Origin of the sequence: Paenarthrobacter sp. AB444 (genome assembly GCF_028736865.1) — a bacterium.
GTDB classification, from domain to species: Bacteria; Actinomycetota; Actinomycetes; order Actinomycetales; family Micrococcaceae; genus Arthrobacter; species Arthrobacter nicotinovorans_B.
Map to the genome: position 1 here is coordinate 1 of NZ_JAQZBY010000017.1, position 19,664 is coordinate 19,664.

Annotated in this window: 14 protein-coding genes, 2 tRNA genes and 1 riboswitch; of the genes, 8 read left to right on the plus strand and 8 right to left on the minus strand. The window is 63.2% G+C overall.

Going from position 1 to position 19,664, the window contains the following annotated elements; all coding sequences use genetic code 11:
- Positions 1–41 precede the first annotated feature (41 nt).
- Positions 42–674: a TetR/AcrR family transcriptional regulator gene (locus tag PQ627_RS17915; protein ID WP_274262762.1), complete on the minus strand. Its 633-nt coding sequence runs from the start codon at positions 672–674 to the stop codon at positions 42–44.
- A 143-nt stretch (positions 675–817) separates the two neighbouring features.
- On the opposite strand from PQ627_RS17915, the gene PQ627_RS17920 reads away from it, so the two are divergent.
- The 3 genes from PQ627_RS17920 to PQ627_RS17930 are packed head-to-tail and all read left to right on the plus strand — an operon-like array spanning position 818 to position 3,784.
- Entirely contained in the window at positions 818–2,053 is a 1,236-nt protein-coding gene (locus PQ627_RS17920; protein ID WP_274262763.1) for an MFS transporter, read from the plus strand.
- Positions 2,046–2,831 carry a cyclase family protein gene (locus PQ627_RS17925; protein ID WP_274262764.1) on the plus strand — a complete coding sequence of 262 codons (786 nt, stop codon included), beginning with the start codon at positions 2,046–2,048 and terminating at the stop codon, positions 2,829–2,831. The genes PQ627_RS17920 and PQ627_RS17925 overlap by 8 nt, the downstream gene beginning before the upstream one ends.
- Positions 2,828–3,784: a fumarylacetoacetate hydrolase family protein gene (locus PQ627_RS17930; RefSeq protein ID WP_274262765.1), complete on the plus strand. Its 957-nt coding sequence runs from the start codon at positions 2,828–2,830 to the stop codon at positions 3,782–3,784. Before PQ627_RS17925 ends, PQ627_RS17930 begins: the two co-directional genes overlap by 4 nt.
- Positions 3,785–3,915: 131 nt before the next feature.
- On the opposite strand, the gene PQ627_RS17935 is transcribed toward PQ627_RS17930, so the two are convergent.
- Positions 3,916–3,989: transfer RNA gene (locus tag PQ627_RS17935), tRNA-Arg, on the minus strand.
- A 284-nt stretch (positions 3,990–4,273) separates the two neighbouring features.
- Between PQ627_RS17935 and PQ627_RS17940 the strand changes: the two genes are divergently transcribed.
- Positions 4,274–6,100 carry a phosphoenolpyruvate carboxykinase (GTP) gene (locus PQ627_RS17940; protein WP_144661579.1) on the plus strand — a complete coding sequence of 609 codons (1,827 nt, stop codon included), beginning with the start codon at positions 4,274–4,276 and terminating at the stop codon, positions 6,098–6,100.
- Between the two features lie 90 nt (positions 6,101–6,190).
- On the opposite strand, the gene PQ627_RS17945 is transcribed toward PQ627_RS17940, so the two are convergent.
- From PQ627_RS17945 to PQ627_RS17960, 4 genes are read right to left on the minus strand one after another with little or no spacing between them, the layout of a single operon-like run.
- Entirely contained in the window at positions 6,191–6,658 is a 468-nt protein-coding gene (locus PQ627_RS17945; protein WP_274262766.1) for an RrF2 family transcriptional regulator, read from the minus strand.
- Between the two features lie 17 nt (positions 6,659–6,675).
- Positions 6,676–7,116, minus strand: coding sequence for a hypothetical protein (locus PQ627_RS17950; RefSeq protein WP_400370915.1), 441 nt, complete (start codon positions 7,114–7,116; stop codon positions 6,676–6,678).
- Between the two features lie 8 nt (positions 7,117–7,124).
- A complete protein-coding gene (locus tag PQ627_RS17955; RefSeq protein WP_274262768.1) occupies positions 7,125–8,039 on the minus strand; it encodes a hypothetical protein in 915 nt (304 codons plus the stop codon).
- 10 nt (positions 8,040–8,049) lie between these two features.
- On the minus strand, positions 8,050–9,468 hold the full coding sequence (locus PQ627_RS17960; RefSeq protein WP_144661583.1) for a phosphomannomutase/phosphoglucomutase: 1,419 nt from the start codon (positions 9,466–9,468) through the stop codon (positions 8,050–8,052).
- Between the two features lie 154 nt (positions 9,469–9,622).
- Between PQ627_RS17960 and PQ627_RS17965 the strand changes: the two genes are divergently transcribed.
- Both PQ627_RS17965 and PQ627_RS17970 read left to right on the plus strand, forming a co-directional pair.
- Positions 9,623–11,788 (plus strand): RecQ family ATP-dependent DNA helicase, encoded by a 2,166-nt coding sequence (locus tag PQ627_RS17965; protein ID WP_274262769.1) that lies wholly within the window; start codon positions 9,623–9,625, stop codon positions 11,786–11,788.
- Between the two features lie 137 nt (positions 11,789–11,925).
- A complete protein-coding gene (locus tag PQ627_RS17970; RefSeq protein ID WP_274262770.1) occupies positions 11,926–13,362 on the plus strand; it encodes an MFS transporter in 1,437 nt (478 codons plus the stop codon).
- A gap of 102 nt (positions 13,363–13,464) precedes the next feature.
- Here the strand turns inward: PQ627_RS17970 and PQ627_RS17975 are convergent.
- Together PQ627_RS17975 and PQ627_RS17980 are read right to left on the minus strand one after the other, a co-directional pair.
- A tRNA-Ser gene (locus tag PQ627_RS17975) sits at positions 13,465–13,553 on the minus strand.
- A 90-nt stretch (positions 13,554–13,643) separates the two neighbouring features.
- Positions 13,644–15,848: a prolyl oligopeptidase family serine peptidase gene (locus PQ627_RS17980; protein ID WP_274262771.1), complete on the minus strand. Its 2,205-nt coding sequence runs from the start codon at positions 15,846–15,848 to the stop codon at positions 13,644–13,646.
- 59 nt (positions 15,849–15,907) lie between these two features.
- Here PQ627_RS17980 and PQ627_RS17985 point away from each other — a divergent pair, with 59 nt between their 5' ends.
- Both PQ627_RS17985 and cycA read left to right on the plus strand, forming a co-directional pair.
- Complete coding sequence (locus PQ627_RS17985; protein WP_274262772.1) at positions 15,908–17,845, plus strand: FAD/NAD(P)-binding protein; 1,938 nt, start codon at positions 15,908–15,910, stop codon at positions 17,843–17,845.
- Between the two features lie 73 nt (positions 17,846–17,918).
- Positions 17,919–18,017, plus strand: a riboswitch (glycine riboswitch).
- Between the two features lie 145 nt (positions 18,018–18,162).
- Complete coding sequence (gene cycA, locus PQ627_RS17990) at positions 18,163–19,623, plus strand: D-serine/D-alanine/glycine transporter (RefSeq protein WP_274262773.1); 1,461 nt, start codon at positions 18,163–18,165, stop codon at positions 19,621–19,623.
- Positions 19,624–19,664 lie beyond the last annotated feature (41 nt).

Sequence of the window (19,664 nt, forward strand, 5' to 3'; positions counted from 1 at the left end):
ATAACGTTCCACTGGCACTTCAGTGGAGCATTATCTGTCCCCTACTTGGGTGCGGCGCCGCGCCAGCCCGCCACGAGTACCGAGCGCAGGTAGTCGTACCGGAAATCATTGATGTTTCCCAGGTCCGACAGGGCTGCGATCCTCTGGGGAAGCGCCGTGCCGGTGAGCGCGCCCACGCCAAACATGTAGGCCCATTCATGGAATCCCTGCGGCTTGTTGGGCAGGGCCTTGCGCATCACCTGGATGAAGTCCCTTGCCATGGGGTCGAAGTATTCAGCCAGGATGCCGCGTTCATGGGCGCCGGGATCGGAGGCCTCGCGGAGAACGAGCCGGGCGAACAGCTTCCCGTCTTCGGTCTCCTGGGCCTTCAGTGTTGGCATGAGGAAAGCGTCCACAATGCGTTCGACGGCGTCACTCGCCGAGGTCTCGACGGCCAGGACCTGCCGGCGGCGTTCTTCGTTGAGGTGCTGGTACCGGGCGAAGACCGCCCTGTAGAGCTCGAGCTTGGTGGCGAAGTGGTAGATGACCAGTGGTGCGGTGGTCCCGGTTTCCTCGGCTACCGCCCGCATGGTGGTGGCGTCAAAGCCCCGGTCCGCGAACATCCTTACCGCGACATCAAGGATCTGCTCCCGACGGCGCGTTCCCGCCGTATTCCCCTGCACTTCTGTGGACATGGGTTCCAGCCTATAGCTCCTTGAGTGGTCACCGTTGACACAAACTGAATGGGTGTATAAATTCTATCCCACATGAAACTGAACGGGTGTCAAAGTTCTGTTTCGTTCCGGGCAACGTCGCCCGCTTCAGAAGGGATCTCCACATGAAACGTGGAACCAAGTGGTTCATTCTCATTGGGTCATTCGTCATCTACCTCTTCGATGCCCTCGAAATTGCCGTGCTGTCCTTCGCGCTCCCGGCCATCAGCAAGGACTTGGCGCTCACTCCGCTGGCAGGCGGATTGCTGGCCACCGCGACGCTGCTCGGCATGGGCTGCTCCAGCGTGATCACAGGATGGCTGGCCGATAACCGCGGGCGACGGATCGCGCTCATCGTGTCCATGGTGGTGTTCGTCGCGCTGACCTCCGCTTTGTTTGTCGTGCCGAACTACGGCATCTTCGTAGCCCTCCGCTTTCTGGCGGGCATTGGACTTGGGGGAGTCTGGTCAGTCCTGTCCACCTACATCGTCGAAACCTGGCCGGCGCAGCAGCGCGGACGGGCGGTGGCTTTCGTGCTTGCCGCGTACCCGCTGGGTGGCGCCGGCGCAGCCCTCATCGCCGGCGTCTTCATGCCTGACTGGCGGATGCTCTTCCTGGTCACGGGCTTGTCCGCGCTCGTGCCGCTGCTCATGGTGGTGTTCTTCTTCCCGGAATCCAAGGCATGGCTGGAAGAGCGCGCGGGGCAGCAAGCACCCTCCGTCACCGTCAGGGAACTGTTCACCGGCAGCTACCGCCGTCGCACGATCGTCGCCACGCTGGTCGCAGTCTGCGCCTTCGTTGGTTTTTACGGGGCTTCAACATGGATGCCCAGCTACCTGGCTACCGAGCGCGGCCTTGATCCCCGCCAGGTCAGCCTCTTCATGACCATCCTCAACCTCGGCATGTTCGCCGGGTACATCGTGTTTGGCTGGATCGCGGACAGGATCGGCCGTCGGAACGCCATCATGCTCTCCCTGGCCGGCACCGGTTTGTTGATGCCGTTGTATGGGCTTGTCACCAACCAGGCAGTCCTGTTGTGGATGGGGCCGTTGTACGCCTTCTTCATGACGTTCGCCGGCCTTTTCGGCTCCTACCTCGGGGAACTGTACCCCACCAGGATCCGCACAACCGGCGCGGGTTTCTGCTTCAACATCGGCCGGGGCGTTGCGGCCTTCGCGCCCCTGGCCATGGGCGGAATCGCCGCCTCCTGGGGATTCTCATCCGGGCTCATCCTCTCCGGCGCAGTTTTCCTGGCAGGCGGCGCCCTCATGCTCTTCCTGCCCCACACCCACCGCGGCTCTTCCGCTGCCAACGCGGCAATCGAGCCCCACTTTCAGAAGGAATCCGTCAACAATGCCTGACCTCATAGACCTGTCCGTCAGCCTCCGCGGCGGCATAGCCTCGGATCCGCCCGGGATGACGCCGGAGATCGAATATCTTACCCATAGGGAAACTGCCAAAGACCTGGTGTCCTATTTTCCCGGACTGACTGAAGGGGATCTGCCTGCGGCGGAGGGCTGGGCCATTGAGCGCATCAATGCCACCACCCATACCGGTACACATCTGGATGCTCCGTATCACTATGCCTCCACCATGGACGGTGGAGCGCGCGCCATCACCATTGACGAAGTTCCGCTGGAATGGTGCTTTGGGCGCGGAGTGAAACTGGACTTCCGCCACTTCGAGGATGGTTACGTTGCCACGGCCGATGACGTCGAGGCCGAACTGTCGCGGGTGGGGCACCAGCTCGAGCCGGGAGACATTGTGGTGGTCAACACCGCGGCCGGCACCCGGTACGGCTTCGACGACTACCTCAGCAAAGGCTGCGGGATGGGACGCGAAGCCACCCTCTACCTCACCAGCCGCGGCGTCCGGGTCACCGGCACCGACGCCTGGAGTTGGGACGCCCCTTTCGTCCACACGGCCAAGCGCTACGTTGAAACCGGTGACAGCTCGCTGATCTGGGAAGGCCACAAGGCCGGAAGGGAGATCGGTTACTGCCACATCGAGAAACTGCACAACCTTGAGGCCCTTCCGGCCACGGGGTTCCGGATTTCCTGCTTCCCGGTGAAAATCCACGGAGCGTCCGCAGGGTGGACCCGCGCGGTTGCGATTCTGGATACGGAGGCGGGCAAATGAAGTTCTTCCGGTTAATGCTCGACGGCGTTCCCCGCCTTGGGCTGGCCAATCCGGACTTGGTCTCTGGCCGGCTTTATCCGGAAGGGGTGGATGCGTTTGACGTGATTTCCCACCCCGGGATTACAGCCGATGGTGACTGTGTGGACATTGCCGGAGCCGAGCTGCTGCCGCCCATTGACGTGTCCACCATCCGTGACTTCATCACTTTTGAGCAGCACACGGAGGGCGCCTTGCGCTCAGTAGCCCCGGAGAAGGGTGTTCCAGACGCCTGGTACGAGGCGCCGTCGTTCTATTTCACCAATCCGCATGCGGCGATAGGCCATAACGCGACTGTTCCCATGCCGCCGGGCTCCCGGCAGTTCGATTTCGAGTTGGAAGTTGCGGCAGTCATAGGCACGGATGGGTTCAACCTCTCCGTGGAGGAGGCGGGAAATCACATCGCCGGCTACATGATCCTCAACGACTGGTCAGCCCGGGATGTTCAGCGCGGTGAAATGACCGTCGGCCTGGGACCAGCCAAAGGCAAGGACACGGCGACATCCCTGGGGCCGTTGTTCGTGACCAAGGACGAGCTGGAGGACGTAACCTCGGACGGGTTCCTGGATTTGTCCATGAGCGTCTCTGTAAATGGCAAGGTCCTTGCCACAGATTCTCTGGCCAACATGGCCTGGAATTTTGCTGAGCTGGTGTCCTATGCGAGTCGGGGAACCTGGGTTCGACGTGGCGACATCCTGGGGTCCGGAACCAGCGGCGGAGGCTGTCTTGCTGAATTCTGGGGTTGGTACGGGGCCGAGGCTCCGCCGGCTTTGGAACGGGACGACGTTGTGAGCCTGACGGTGGAACGGCTTGGAACTCTGACCAACGTTGTGGGCGGCGCGTCTCCGGTGCACGGGATTCCCAAAGCCCGGAGGCGTTCCTATGTCCCGCCGATGCCGTTCGCCCCGCGCATCTAAACCCCCCTCCCACCCAACTGGGGGACAGCACCTGTCCTACTGAGCGCTCATAGGACCCTGTTCTGTCCCCTGGTTGGGTTTCGGGGGAAACAAAAGACCCGCACCGGCGAACCGGTGCGGGTCTTGATCTGTGCGCCCAAAGGGATTCGAACCCCTGACCTTCTGTTCCGTAGACAGACGCTCTATCCAGCTGAGCTATGGGCGCATTTCGTGTGATTCTCGGCGGTCTGTTTCTCTGACCCCCTCGAACCTCAATAAACTTTACAGAAGTTCATGTGAAGTTCCAAATCGAGAAGCTGTAATCTGCGCAACTAGACCGGTCTACGTGACCTTAGTCACTTAAATTCGGCCTTGGTAAATCGCGAACCTTGATTTCTAGGGGTTTTTACTTTTCGAGTAGGTGGATGTCCGATGTCTGACAGCGGAATGGTCTGGTCCGCGGCCCCTATCGTTTAGGACACACCACTGAACCCGAGGAAGGGAACCGCAATGGGCGATCTGGCGCGACTGCCGCTGCTTGAGAAGGCACCTACTACGCATGCACGCCTGCTGGCCTGGGTTGAGGAAGTTGCCGAGCTGACTCAGCCGGACCGCATCCACTGGGTTGATGGCAGCGAAGCAGAAAACACGAAGCTCACGGACGAACTCGTCGAAGCCGGAACGCTGAAGCGACTCAACCCGGAAACCTTCCCCAATTCCTTCGCGGCATTCTCCGACCCCGCTGATGTCGCCCGCGTGGAAGAGCAGACCTTCATCTGCTCCGAGAACGAACGCGATGCAGGCTTCACCAACAACTGGATGGCTCCGGCCGAGATGAAGCAGAAGCTGCGCGGACTCTTCGCCGGTTCCATGCGTGGCCGCACCATGTACGTCATCCCGTTCGTCATGGGCCACCTTGATGCAGAAGACCCCAAGTTCGGCGTTGAGATCACCGACTCCGCCTACGTCGTAGCCTCCATGCGCATCATGGCCCGCATCGGCACGGACGTCCTGGACCGCATCACCCAGACCGATGCCTTCTTCGTTCCCGCCCTCCACTCGCTGGGCGCGCCGCTGGAACCCGGCCAGGCCGACGTCGCATGGCCTTGCAACCCGGACAAGTGGATCGTCCACTTCCCGGAAGAGCGCTCCATCTGGTCCTTCGGATCCGGCTACGGCGGCAACGCCCTGCTGGGCAAGAAGTGCTACGCGCTGCGCATCGCCTCCGTCATGGCACGCGATGAGGGCTGGCTCGCCGAGCACATGCTCATCCTGAAGCTGACCTCCCCGGAGCAGAAGACCTACTACGTCTCCGCTGCGTTCCCGTCCGCCTGCGGAAAGACCAACCTGGCCCTGCTTGACCCCACCATCAAGGGCTGGAAGGTCGAGACTCTCGGCGACGACATCACCTGGATGCGCTTCGGCAAGGAAGGCGAGCTTCGTGCCGTCAACCCCGAGGCCGGCCTGTTCGGCGTCGCACCGGGCACGGGCTGGGGCACCAACCCCAACGCCATGCGCGCCATTGCCAAGGGCAACAGCATCTTCACCAACGTGGCACTGACCGACGACGGTGGCGTCTGGTGGGAAGGCATGACGGAGGAAACTCCTGCGCACCTGACCGACTGGCGCGGCGAGTCCTGGACACCGGACTCCGACACGCCTGCAGCCCACCCGAACTCCCGCTTCTGCACGCCGATCGACCAGATCGACATGCTGGCCGAGGAATACTTCAGCCCTGAGGGTGTGGAGCTGTCCGCGATCCTGTTCGGCGGCCGCCGCAAGACCACCATTCCGCTGGTCACCGAAGCCCGCAGCTGGTCCAACGGCATCTTCATGGGTTCCACGCTGTCCTCGGAAACCACGGCTGCCGCTGCCGGCGCTGTCGGTGTTGTCCGCCGCGACCCCATGGCCATGCTGCCGTTCATCGGCTACGACGCAGGCGACTACCTGAACCACTGGGTCAACCTGTCCGCCAAGGCCAACCCGGAGCGTCTGCCGAAGATCTTCCTGGTCAACTGGTTCCGCCGCACCCCCGAGGGTGGCTTCGCGTGGCCCGGATTCGGCGACAACGCCCGCGTGCTCAAGTGGGCCATCGAGCGCCTTGAAGGCAAGGCAGACGCCGTGGAGACCCCGATCGGTTTCGTCCCGACCGGTGAATCCATCGACCTCGAAGGCTTGGACATGACTCCGGCCGAGGTTGAGTCCGCTGTTCGCGTCGACGCCGAGGAGTGGTCAACCGAGCTGGCCTCCATCGAGGAATGGTTCGCCAACTTCGGCGAATCGCTCCCGGCGGCCCTGCAGTCCGAACTGGACGGTCTGAAGACCCGTCTGGGCTAGACCCCTTAGGAACAACGGCGTTCTTAAGTGCACGACGGCGGCCCGTCACCTTTCGCTTGGAAGGTGACGGGCCGCCGTCGTCATGAAGCGCTAGGGTGCTACGCTCATCCGGATCTCGGGCCGAAGCCCGATTGATTCGAACACCGGGTCCATTTGGCGGGCGTGGGGGAGTGATGAGATCACGATGCCGTCCAACTCACGGTAGAAGGCCTCCCTGGCGCGGGTCATGGCATGACGGAGTGCGCATTCGGTGATCAGGGGGCAGACCTTGGCGGGCGACTGGCACTCGGCCGGGTCCTGGCGGCTGTCCAGGTGACGCAGGACCTGTCCGACCGTGGCCTCCCGCCCTGCGTCGTTCAGGCGGGATCCGCCGAGCCGACCCCGTTCGACGTTTATAAGTCCCAACGCGCGCAGGCGGACCATTGCCTTGCTGACGTGGTTGTAGGGAGTTCCCACGGCATCTGCCACCGTCTGCGTGGTCAGCAACGCACCGTCAGGAGCCGCGGCCAACACCATGAGGGCTCGAAGGCTCACATCTGCGAAGGCGTTGATTTTCATGGGATCAGTCCGTCGGTCTAGTCCACCCAGATGGATGGCTCGTGGGTATCCGGTTCCATGGGCGCGAAGTCGAATCCGTCTGTGCCGGGCACATAGGGGATGATGGCGGCCAGGACAGCCCCTTCACGGTGTTCGGCCGCGCCGTGAATGCCGTCGGAGCCGTGTTCCGGCAAGCTGACATCGCTGACTATGGCTACCGCCCGGTATTCGTCGCGGCCTTGGCGAAGCAGCTCGTGGAGGTCGGACAGCATTTGTCCGGCGTCCACTTGTCCATCCTCGTCAGGTTCACCCGGCGTGACCATGACAATCCGTAGTTCGCCATCGTTGGCCAGGGTGATGCCGAAGGGGAAGAAGCCGCCGTTCTGCTGTAGATGCTCCTGCGCGGTTCCAAGACCTGTGCCCAGTGTCTCCCGCAGTTCGCGGTCCTCAGCAGACTCTTCAGGGATGGCGCTGGACATTTGATCACTCATACCGACCACACGCGTGCTTCAGTGGGAAGTACTGCCGAATCTCCAAAGACGACGGCGTTGGATTGCCCGTCGATTTCGTAGGGCTTCAAGATGTTCATTGACAGCCCTTCGGCGTGTTCGATGTGCAGCCTGACTGCGTCCACGGCCTCACTGTCTCCAACCTGGACAGTAACGTCGGTCAGTATGCAGGTCCCCCGCAGGGTGTCTTTCTTGTTGCGGAACCCCTCGGTCATCATCTGCACGGACTCAACGGAGTCTACTTCCCCGTCCTCGTTGGCCTCCTGGTAGGCCATGTGATGCCCTACTTCTCCGGAGAGGTCGGTGGTAATCCCGTAGGGCGCAAGGACGCCGTGCTTGCCCAACTGGTCCTGGGCAAAAGGAACAGCGGCTCCGACGAGCTTGAAGACGTCCTGGATTGCCTGCTCGGAGAGGCCTTCGTGCCACCATTCCTCCGCCGGGGCCGGTGCTTCCCCGGACCAAACATGGGCTTCCTGAACTTCGGTCCGGGGTTCCCCGAACGTGGGGTGCTTCAGGAACTTCTTCCGGGTGAAGTCCACGCGGATGAGCTGGCTGATCCCACTCCGGTGTTCAGCCCAGAGATGGAGTGTGTCCTCGGTTTTGCCGGACTGCGGATCGAGCACAGCCACCATGGCGAGGAGGTTTTCGGCATGGCCGGAGAAGAGATCGATGGTCAGCTTCACCGCCAGCACAGGGTCCGGGGGCAGGGTCCCCTGAATTTCCCCGGGGACCTCGCCACGGTGGATGGCACCATCACCGTCGAGCATGAAGACGAATGGAGTGAAGCTCTTGTTAAGGACCAACTGGGCGTCAGCCAATTTAAGGGCCTCGGCCACGACAGCCGCCAGTTCGGATTCGGGGGAGGTCCGTGCCTCGGGCGGAAGCTGCGTCATGGGTGTAAGCCTAACCCCGTACGAGAGCCAGAACGCGGTCGCGGATCTTTTCCATGGTGGGCTGGTCCTTGGCCTCGGCGTTCAGCCGCAGGAAGGGCTCGGTGTTGGAAGGCCGCAGGTTGAACCACCAGCTGCCATCCTTGGCCGTGAACGTGCTGCCATCCATGTGGTCGATCTCAATGTCTTCAGTTTCGAAGTCCACGCGCACGCGCTCCACGGCGGCCGCCTTGTCCTCGATTTCTGAGTTGATCTCGCCGGAAGAGACGTACGGTTCATACTGGCGGCCGAGCTCCGAAAGCGGGCCGTCCTGCTCGCCGAGGGCGGCAAGGACATGCATGGCTGCCAGCATTCCCGTGTCAGCGTTCCAGAAGTCGCGGAAGTAGAAGTGCGCTGAGTGTTCGCCGCCGAAAACCGCTCCTTCCTCTGCCATGACTGCCTTGATGAAGGAGTGGCCCACGCGCGTGCGGACGGCTCGGCCGCCGTCGTTGGCCACAAGTTCCGGGACTGCCTTTGAGGTCAGGAGGTTGTGGATGATCACCGGGGTTTCTTCGCCGGACTGACGTGCGCGGGCGATCTCGCGTCGGGCAACCATGCCCGTAATGGCCGACGGGGAGACGGGCTGTCCCTTTTCGTCAACGACGAAGCAGCGGTCGGCGTCGCCGTCGAAAGCGAGACCGATATCCGCGCCATGCTTGACGACGGCAGCCTGGAGGTCGCGGAGGTTTTCCGGTTCCAGCGGGTTTGCCGGGTGGTTCGGGAAGGAGCCGTCCAGCTCAAAGTAGAGCGGGATGATTTCGAAGGGGAGCGCCGGGAGCAGCTTGTCGCCCAGGACGGCCGGAGTAGTCAGGCCGGCCATGCCGTTGCCGGCGTCAACCACGATCTTCAGGGGCCGGGAACCGGAGAGGTCCACCAGTTTGCGCAGGTACTCGGAGTAGTCCTTCAAAACATCATGGACCCCGATTTCGCCGCGGGTTGCCGCGGACGGAATGGAGCCGTCGTTCAGGTACTGCTCTGCAAGTGCCTGGATTTCCTTGAGGCCGCTTTCGGACGAGATCGGCTGGGCGCCCGCTTTTGCCATCTTGATGCCGTTGTATTCGGCTGGATTGTGGCTCGCGGTGAACGTGGCACCGGCGGCGTTCAGGGCGCCACAAGCGTAGTAGAGCTCGTCGGTGGAGATCAGGTCAAGGAGCTGAACGTTGGCACCACGGGTTGCCGCACCGTTGGCGAATGCCTGGCTGAACTCAGGGGACGAAGGGCGCATGTCGCCGCCCACGAGGACGGTTTCCCCCTCAAGGCCCAGGACGTCGATGAAGGCAGCGCCGACGGCCTCGACGATTTCAGCGGTGATGGATTCACCTACGATGCCCCGGACGTCGTACGCCTTAAAGGATGCCGAGAGGTCGAATGTCTTGTTCTGCTCGCTAGTCACGGGCTCAATCCTACTGTGGCTGCCCATCGGTGCATGAACCCGCGGATGCGCTATGTGGATAGTTTTTAGTGGATAGTTTTTATCGGCACAGCTGTTATCCACATGGCGGAGTCTGCCCGTGTTTGCTGTCAGTGGTGACTGGAATACTGGGGTCATGGCCCACAACTCCCCAAACACTGCCGCTCTCGTGCAATCAACAACCCAACAGGAAGCCCTGGCGTGCCTTCGTGAACTCGTCGGCCATCCGGAAGCCCAGTTCCATGAAGGCCAGTTTGAGGCGATCGAAGCGCTGGTGGATGCAGGCCGCAGGGCGCTCGTTGTCCAGCGCACGGGCTGGGGAAAGTCTGCGGTCTACTTTGTTTCCTCACTGCTCCTGCGCCGCAGGGGAGCCGGGCCCACGCTGATCGTTTCGCCGCTGCTGGCCCTCATGCGCGACCAAGTCGCCGCGGCGGCACGTGCGGGCGTTCGGGCCGTGGCCATCAACTCCGCCAACGCCCTTGAGTGGGACACAGTCTTGGCCCAGTTGGCCGCCGACGACGTCGATGTCCTCCTCGTGTCGCCGGAGCGGCTGACAAACCCGTCGTTCAGGGAGAACCAGCTGCCCGAGCTTATCCGGAGGACCGGACTTCTGGTGATCGATGAGGCTCACTGTATTTCCGACTGGGGGCACGACTTCCGCCCCGATTACCGCCGTATCTCGGACCTCATCGCGCAGTTGCCGGAGACTGTACCCGTCCTGGCAACGACGGCAACGGCCAACTCCCGGGTGGTCCACGATATCGAAGAACAACTCGGCGCCGGTGTGCGGACTATCCGTGGAGGCCTCGGCCGGGAATCCCTGCGCCTGGGTGTACTCAACCTTGCCGACTCCAGGGACCGGCTTGGCTGGCTGCTGACCCACTTGGCGGACATGCCCGGGAGCGGCATCATCTACACACTCACGGTCTCTGCAGCGGAAGACACCGCCCGGCTCCTTGCCGAGGCCGGACACAACGTTCTGTCCTATACCGGCAGGACGGACCCGGCGGATCGGGAGCGGGCAGAGCAACTGCTCAAGGACAACCAGGTGAAAGCCCTTGTGGCCACCTCCGCCCTGGGCATGGGATTCGACAAGCCGGACCTCGGTTTCGTGATCCACCTCGGTGCCCCGTCGTCACCTGTCGCCTATTACCAACAGGTCGGCCGTGCAGGCCGCGGTGCAGCCAATGCAGACGTCCTTCTCCTGCCGGGCTCAGAGGACCGCGAGATCTGGCAATACTTTGCCACTGCATCCATGCCATCGGAGGAAAAGGCCGCGGCGGTGCTGGCTGTGCTCGGCGATGCCGGCTCGGCCATGTCCACCGTCGCGCTGGAAGCACGCGTAGACCTTCGGCGCACGCCTTTGGAGCTTCTCCTGAAAGTTCTGGCCGTAGACGGAGCCGTCGAGCGCGTAGGCGGAGGCTGGAGGTCAACCGGAAGGCCGTGGCACTACGACGCCGAACGCTACGCCCGCATCGCCGAAGCCCGGGTGGACGAGCAGGATTCCATGGTGGTCTACCAGGACACGGCTGGATGCCGGATGGAGTACATCACATCGGTCCTCGATGATGAGACTGCTGCCCCTTGCGGGCGCTGCGACAACTGTGCGGGCCGCTGGTTCCCCGTTGACGTGGCGGAATCGGCTGCGGATGCGGCCGGGCAGACGCTCCGCCGGGCAGGGATCGCCGTGGAACCGCGGCTTCAATGGCCCAGTGGTATGGACCGGTTGGGCGTCGCCGTCAAGGGAAAGATCAAGCCGGACGAGAGCATGGCCGAGGGTCGCGTTCTTGCCAGGCTGACGGACCTGGGTTGGGGTGGTGCTTTGCGTGAACTGTTTGCAGCAGGCGCACCGGACCGGGTGGTCGATCCGGCAATGCTGCAGGCCTGCGTCCAGGTTCTGCGGGAGTGGTCCGGGGCCGAGGGCGGAACCCCATGGAGCGGAGCAGGCCGGCCCGCCGCTGTCGTCAGCATTCCCTCGCGCAGCAAGCCACAATTGGTTGAGTCGCTGGCTCAGGGAATCGCCGGGATCGGCAGGATGCCGTACTTGGGCCAGCTTCAGGTGGCTCACGGAGGACCCACCGGCTCGCGGGGAGGCAACAGCGCCTACAGGCTCGCCGGGGTGTGGGAACGGCTGGTTGTGGGACCGGAACTTGCCCAAGCATTGTCGGGGATCGGGAGCCAGCCTGTGCTGTTGGTGGATGACCTCGTCGATAGCCGCTGGACCATGACCGTGTCCGCGCGGGCGCTGCGGCAGGCAGGTGTTGCAGCGGTACTCCCTCTCGCACTGGCCCAAGCGGGGTAGACAGGGTAGGAAAGCGTAAGGTAGGAAACCGTCATTTTGTGATCGCTCCCACATCAGGTCTATAGGATCGAGGAAACACCCTGCTGCCCAGTCGCTGAACCCAGCCGGTGAGCGCAGCCCGAACCTGGACCGGAGCCATGACCACAAGACCCAGTGCCGACGTCACCGAGGCCAGCCCAACCAGCTGGCGGCCGCGCTTGGCCCTGCTGGTGGCAGCAACATTCTTCATGGAGTTCCTTGACGGGACCATCCTGACCACGGCTATCCCGAGCATCGCCTCCGACTTCCGTGTTGCTCCGGCGGACATCAACATCACCATGACGGCGTACCTGGTCACGGTCGCCATGGGAATCCCGCTGAGCAGTTGGTTGGCTGAGCGTTTCGGTGCCCGCAGGATCTTCTGCCTGGCCATTTCGGTGTTCACCATCGCATCCCTGCTCTGCGCTGTGAGTACTGACCTGACCATGCTCACCCTGAGCCGGGTGGCGCAGGGGATGGGTGGAGCAATGATGGTCCCCGTGGGAACCTTGGTGGTCCTTCGCGGTACGCCCAAGTCCGAGCTCCTCCGTGCCACTGCCTATCTGGTGTGGCCGGGCCTGCTCGCCCCCGTGTTGGCTCCGATGGTGGGCGGTGCCCTCACTACGTTCCTCTCGTGGCACTGGATCTTCATCATCAACGTTCCCTTGGGACTGGCGGCATTTATCGCGGCCCTCAGGCTGGTTCCGCGCACGCAGTTTGACGGCAAGCGACGCCTTGATTGGTTTGGCCTCCTGCTGACCACGTTGGGCGTGGGGGCGTTGGTGGTCGGTCTTGAGACCCTGGGCGGCCACGCTTCCAACCTTCTCGCCGTCCTGGTGGTCGTAGCCGGGGTGCTTTCACTGGCCGGGGCAGTTTTCTGGATGAGGAAGGCCAAAGTGCCGCTGTTCAACCTCAGCGTTTTTGGCACCAAGACCTTCCGGGCCACCTCCACGGGCGGGTTCATTTACCGGCTGACCATCAGCTCCGTGCCATTCCTGCTGCCCCTGATGTTCCAGGACGGCTTCGGATGGGATCCCCTCAAAGCCGGCGTCATGGTCGCGGCAGTGTTCGTGGGCAACATCGGCATCAAACCCGCCACCACGCCGCTCATCAGGCGCTTCGGTTTCAAAGCTGTCCTGGTTTTCGCTTCTTTCGCCTCGGCGGTGACGTTCGCCCTGTGTGCTTTCCTCAGCCCACAAACGCCCGAACCCTTGATTTTTGCTTTGCTGCTGTTCAGCGGCGCCTTCCGCTCCATCGGATTCTCCGCATACGCCTCAGTGCAGTACGCCGACATCGTTCCCGGCCAGCTGCCTTCAGCCAACGCGATCTCGGCCACGCTGGTTCAGCTGGCGGCTGCCGCCGGAATCGCCGTCGGGGCCTTGTTCCTGCGCCTGTTCGACGCGACTCGTATGTTCGGTCCTGACCACGCAGGGGCCTACAAGGGGGCGTTCATCGCCATGGCTGTCCTGATGCTGATCAGCACCGTGGACAGCCTGACGTTGCACCGTCACGCGGGTGCGGAAGTCAGCGGAGTGGCGGCCGGGACCCGAAGCTAAAGCACACCCGAGCCGGGGCGATGAAGACCCGAGCCCCTGAACGCAGAAGGTCCAAGCCGCTTAAACGCAAAAGGTCCCGGTTCGAAAACCGGGACCTTTTCGCGGAGACGGGGGGATTTGAACCCCCGGTCGAGTTTAACCCCGACCCTTCATTAGCAGTGAAGTCCATTCGGCCGCTCTGGCACGTCTCCATCCGCTATTGCTAGCCCACCAAGGATACGCAGAAGGTGTCGTTCAGTGCAAAACAGCCGTGCAATCCAGTGTCAGCGTCCTGGAAGAGGTTACTTGCTTCCGGCCAGTGCGAGCCACAGGAAGTGGTTGCTCCGGGCTTGGAGCGCTGCAGCTTGCCTGTTGTCGGACGCTCCGGCGTGCCCGCCCTCCAATGCCTCGTGGAACCACACGTTCGGGATGCCCATGGCTTGCATCCGTGCCGCCATCTTCCGGGCTTGGACAGGACCTACCCGGTCGTCGGAGGTCGCCGTCCAGATGAACGTTTCGGGGTACTCGATGCCATCGCGCAGCAGGTGGTACGGCGAGAACGTCCGGATGAATTCCCATTGCTCAGGGACATCCGGGTCACCGTATTCGGCGATCCAGGAGTAGCCCGCCGAAAGCTTGGTGTAGCGCCGCATGTCCAGGAGGGGTACGCCGCAGGAGACCGCGCCGAAGAGTTCCGGGTATTGGGTCAGCATGTTGCCCACCAGGAGGCCGCCGTTGGAACCGCCCACGCACCCAAGCCGGCGCCGGCTGGTGACGCCGCGGGAGATCAGGTCCTTGGCTACGGCGGCGAAGTCCTCGTAGGCGCGGTGCCGGTTCTCTTGGAGCGCAGCACGGTGCCAAGAAGGGCCGTACTCTCCGCCCCCGCGGATGTTGGCCACTACGTAGACACCACCGCGGGAGTGGGCGGCAGCCCCGACGTCGGACGTGGTGCGGCGCTCCAGCCAGGCCCGACCGATGGTTCCGCTGTACGCCGGAGTCCGGGAAACCTCGAAGCCGCCGTAGCCGGAGAGCTGGGTGGGGTTCTCGCCGTCGAGCACCAGGTCCTTGGCAGCGACCTGGAAGTAGGGGACCTTGGTGCCATCCAAGGAGGTGGCGAAGTGCTGCTGGACTTCGTACTCGGCTTCGTTGAAGAACGACGGCGACCGCTTCACCACCGCGTGCTCACTCGCCACGGAGCCGGCATCCGGCCCGGACGGTGAAGCACCAAGCGTGCCCCGGGTGAGGGTGGTGGGCGTCGTGAAACCGGTGGCCACCAACCAGAAGTCATTCCCGGCGCCGGATTCAGCGTCGTCTTCATCGTCCACGGCGTAGGCGTTGACATCGTGCAGGGGAGGGCAGGCATCCAGGACGGTGGAAGCCCACGTCCCGTCGCTGTCCACAGACGATGGGTTCAGCACGCGGATCTCTGACGAAACGTCCCGGAGCAGGTTCAGCAGCAGGTAGTCCTTGGTCCAGCTCCAGGACTGCAACGAGGTGTGTGCGTCAGGGGTGAAAAGAACCAAAAGGTCGCGCGAACCGGCAAGGTAGCTCTCGAAATCCGCTGCCAGCAAGGATCCGGCCGGGTACGTTACATCGTCCACAACCCAGTCACCCTGGGGCCGGAAGAGAAGCCAATCGCGGTGGACGCTGATGTTGACATCGGTGGGAACGTCGATGGCCACCCATGAGTCATCGCGGAGCAACCACGTGCTGCGGTTGTAGAAGTCGATGTAGTCGACTGCGAAGGTCCGCTCGTAGCCGGGTGTGGAGTCGTGTGCCACCATCGCCAGCATGTGGTCTTCGGGAATTTCGAACAGGCGTTCAGCGTCCGCAAGCGACTGGCCCCTGCGAAGCCTGACGCCGGTGCGTGCATAAGAGGACGACGTCGCGGGCAGGCCTTCCGCGGTGCTGGACACCAGGAGCGTGTCAGCATCCAGCCAGCTGACGTTCCCCTTCGCCGTGGGGATGTCGAAGCCGCCTGCCGCGGGGTCCACGAAGGTGCGGGATTCGACGTCGAACTCCCGGTGGCGGTCGGCGTCGCCGCCATCGGGGGAGAGCGAAACCATAGCCAAGCGGTACTCGGAGCCGTCGGCAGGGCGATGGAAACCGGCCCCGTGGAAGACCCATTCGACGCCCTCCGAGGCAGCCAGCGCATCGACGTCGAGCAGCACATCCCATTCAGGTTGGTCGCTGAGATAGCTCTCCCACGTGGTGCGGCGCCACAGTCCCTTGGGGTGCTCCTTGTCCTTCCAGAAGTTGTAGTAGAAATCGCCGCGTTTGTTGACCATGGCGATCCGGTCTGTGGAGTCCATGACTTCCAAAATGCCGGACTGGAGCTCCGCATAACCGGCGTCTTCCAGCAGTTCTTCGGTGCGGGCGTTCTGCTCCCTGACCCACGCGAGCTGTTCTTCACCGTGGATGTCCTCCAGCCAGGCGTTCTCATCCGTGGGTTCGGGCGCGGCGCCATTCTCTGACAATGGCGAGGGATCAGCTGCTGTGGTGGTCATCGCCCCATCCAAGCAACACAGTTCGACGGTAGGCAAGTCACGCAGAGTTAGGCTTGAGCGTGGCTAAATCGCAAACCAACCGTGTTGCCCTGCTGGGGGCCGGCCCTCGGGGCACCAGTGTCCTTGAGCGGTTGCTCGCGAACTGGGCTGCCGGCGACACCGGGGGAGCCACCCTCCACATCCATGTCGTGGATCCCTTTCCTGCAGGTTCGGGGCACGTGTGGCAGCCCGGCCAGTCCCGCCTGTACTTGATGAATACGCAGGCGTTCTACCCGACACTGATCCCCGAGGATCCCGAGCTCGCAACCCCGCTGACGGGTGGCTCCTTCGACCAGTGGCGGGAGGCCCGACGTCGTGATGGTGCGGGCCTGGACGACGCCGAAAAAGCCGAGCTGGCCACCCTGGAATCCCACGACTTCCCCAGCCGCGCCCTGTACGGGCGCTATCTGCGCCAAACCCTGGAGGGGCTGCTGGACCGGCTGCCCGACGGCGTCGAGGTCACCTTCCATGAAACGCTCGCCGTTGCTGCGCGTCCGGTTGACGGGAAGTTCGACGTCGAACTCGCCGACGGCACGACGCTCACCGTCGGTTCGGTGGTGCTGGCGTTGGGGCACATCGAATCGCGGCTCAACCCGGAGCAGAGGTCATTCAAGCGTGCGGCCGACGAGTTGGGCTTGGCGTATTTCCCGCCGGCACCGCCCGCGGATGTGGATTGGCAGGCGGTGCCTGACAGCCAACCCGTTCTTGTCCGGGGCATGGGCTTGAACTTCTTTGACGTGATGGGCCAACTGACGGAGGGTCGCGGAGGCAAGTTTGTCGAGGCAGGGGTGCCCGGAGCCGGTGTCCTGGAGTACCGGCCATCGGGCCGTGAACCCAGGATTTTCGCTGCCTCCCGCCGCGGTACGCCGTACCGGGCCAAGGCAGGGCTGGACGGCTACTACCCACGCAGCATCACCATGCGGTACTTGACAGAAGACGCGGTTGACCGGTTCCGGGCAGCAGGCATCCAGCCCGGTTTCGACCACGATCTCTGGCCGTTGCTGCACAGGGATGCGTTGTGGGCCTATTACTCAACGCTGGCCAGGTCCCAGCCCGCCGCGATCAAGGATCCGGCACAGTTTTTGGCCGACCTGCAGGACGCGCTGCAACCGCATGCCCACACCACGACGCACTGGGAACACGATCTGGAGGTCCTGGTTGAAAAGCACGTGGTTGCTTCGCGCCGTTTGAATCTTCGTGGGCTCGCGGCGCCGTTGGCGGGACGGACGTTCGCATCACGGCGTGACCTGGATGCCGCGATCACCGCCTACCTGGACGACGACGCCCGGCGCTCGGCTTTGGGTGAAGCCGACCCCGTGAAGATGGCCATTGGGGCACTGCACACCGGCCGGGCGATCCTCAAGACCGTTGTGGCGGACGGCGGCATCACGGACGAGTCCTGGTTGGCCGGTCTGCGCGGCTGGTTCGAATCGTTTGTCGAAGGACTGGCCAGCGGGCCGCCCGCGCTCCGCTCGGAGCAGCTCGCCGCCTTGGCGCGTGCCGGCGTCGTAAGTTTTGTCGGACCGGACCCCAAGTTCAGTGTCGATCGCAGCGCAAAGGTGTTCCGGGCGGCTTCGCCGTGGGTTCACGACGGGCCGGTGGAGGCGGAGACCCTCATTGAGGCGATGTCGCCGGCGAACAGGGTTGGCATCAATATCTCCCCGCTGCTGGAGCAGCTCATGGCTGATGGCTTGGTGCGGACCAAGATCATGATGAGCGTTGAGGGCACCCCCATGCAGACCACCGGCCTTGACGTTGAACCGCACCCCTACCGCCCCATCGCGGCCAACGGATCTGTTACGGAAAACATGTACGTGCTCGGGCTGCAGTTGTCTGCGTCGCAGTGGGGCAATGCCATCGCCGCGGAGGCCCGTCCCCGCACCGGCCCCGCCTATGCCAGCGGGCAACGAACCCTGCGTGACGCCGATGAGATCGCCCGCAGCATTCTGGGACTCTAGAGCCCCGGGTTGCGCCGCCAGCCAGCCTTCGCTACTGTGTGAGCTGCATCACCCGTAAGGGTGTGCGCGCTTTTGATCTGCGGCGGGAGAGCCCTGCCGGTACATTTCGTCAGGCGCCGTAGGAGCAAACCCTCCCCAGGAATCTCTCAGGCCCATGTACCGCCGCGGCGAGGCAACTCTGGAAAGCAGTCCGGCCACCGGACTCACCGAAGGTGCAAGCAGGCCCATGCCTGCGGAAACTCTCAGGTCTACCTACAGAGCGGGGAGGAACCCGAATCAATGCGGCACCACAGTGCCGCCTGAACGACGGAGTTCCTTTGACGATTCATCCCACCACCGGCAACGATTCACCGCATCTCGAACGCCAACTCAGCAATCGCCACATCCAGCTCATCGCCATCGGCGGTGCCATTGGAACCGGCCTCTTCATGGGCTCGGGCAAGACCATTTCCGCAGCTGGCCCCTCCGTAATTTTCGTGTACATGATCATCGGCTTCATGCTGTTCTTCGTCATGCGCGCCATGGGCGAACTGCTCCTGAGCAACCTGAATTACAAGTCCTTCAGCGATTTCGCCGCCGACCTCCTCGGTCCCTGGGCCGGCTTCTTCACCGGGTGGACCTACTGGTTCTGCTGGGTCATCACGGGCATCGCCGATGTCATTGCGATTGCCGGGTACTCGGAGGAGTTGTGGCCAGGGCTGCCCTTGTGGATTCCGGGTCTTATCACCATCGGCATCCTGCTGCTCCTGAACCTGGCAACCGTGAAGGCCTTCGGCGAGACCGAATTCTGGTTCGCGCTCATTAAGATCGTGGCCATCGCCGCCCTCATTATCGTTGGCCTGTTCATGATCCTCAGCGGCTTCCAGTCAGACGCCGGACCGGCCAGCTTCAGCAACCTGTGGAACCACGGCGGTTTCTTCCCGAACGAGTTCATGGGCTTCGTTGCCGGCTTCCAGATCGCCGTCTTCGCGTTCGTGGGCATCGAGCTGGTGGGCACCACCGCGGCCGAGGCCAAGGACCCGGAGAAGAACCTGCCCAAGGCAATCAACTCCATCCCCATCCGTGTGCTCCTTTTCTACGTAGGTGCGCTCATCATCCTCATGTCCGTCACCCCGTGGACCCAGTTCGCCGCGGGCCACAGCCCCTTCATTGCCATGTTCTCCCTGGCAGGCCTCGGCGCCGCCGCCACGATCGTGAACCTGGTGGTCCTGAGCTCGGCGATGTCCTCGGCCAACTCCGGCATCTACTCCACCTCCCGCATGGTGTACGGCCTGGCCCAGGAAGGCGACGCGCCCGCTGTCTTCAGCGCCCTGTCCGGACGCAAAGTACCCCGCAACGCCCTGTTCCTTTCCTGCGTCCTGTTGCTGTCCGGCGTCGTGCTCATGTACGCCGGGCAGGACGTCGGCAAGGCATTCGACATGGTCACCACCGTTTCGGCTGTCTGTTTCGTGTTCGTGTGGTCGATCATCCTGGCCAGCTACCTGGCCTTCAGGAAGCGCCGTCCCCAGCTGCACGATTCCTCGGCTTTCAAGATGCCGGGTGGGGTGGTGATGGTGTGGGTGGTGTTCGCCTTCTTCGCATTCATTCTCTGGGCGCTGACCACCCAGCCGGACACGCTCATGGCGCTGCTGGTCACTCCGGTGTGGTTCCTCGCCCTTGGCGTGGCCTGGGCGGTCCTTCGCAAACGGCCCACCCACCTGGCCCGTTACGAGCACTTCAAGGCTGAGCTGCAGAAGGACGCTGAGCGGGTGAACGAACCCGAATCCGTCCGCAGCTGACACACAAGCAAAGAGCCAGGCTCCTCGATGGTGGGGAGCCT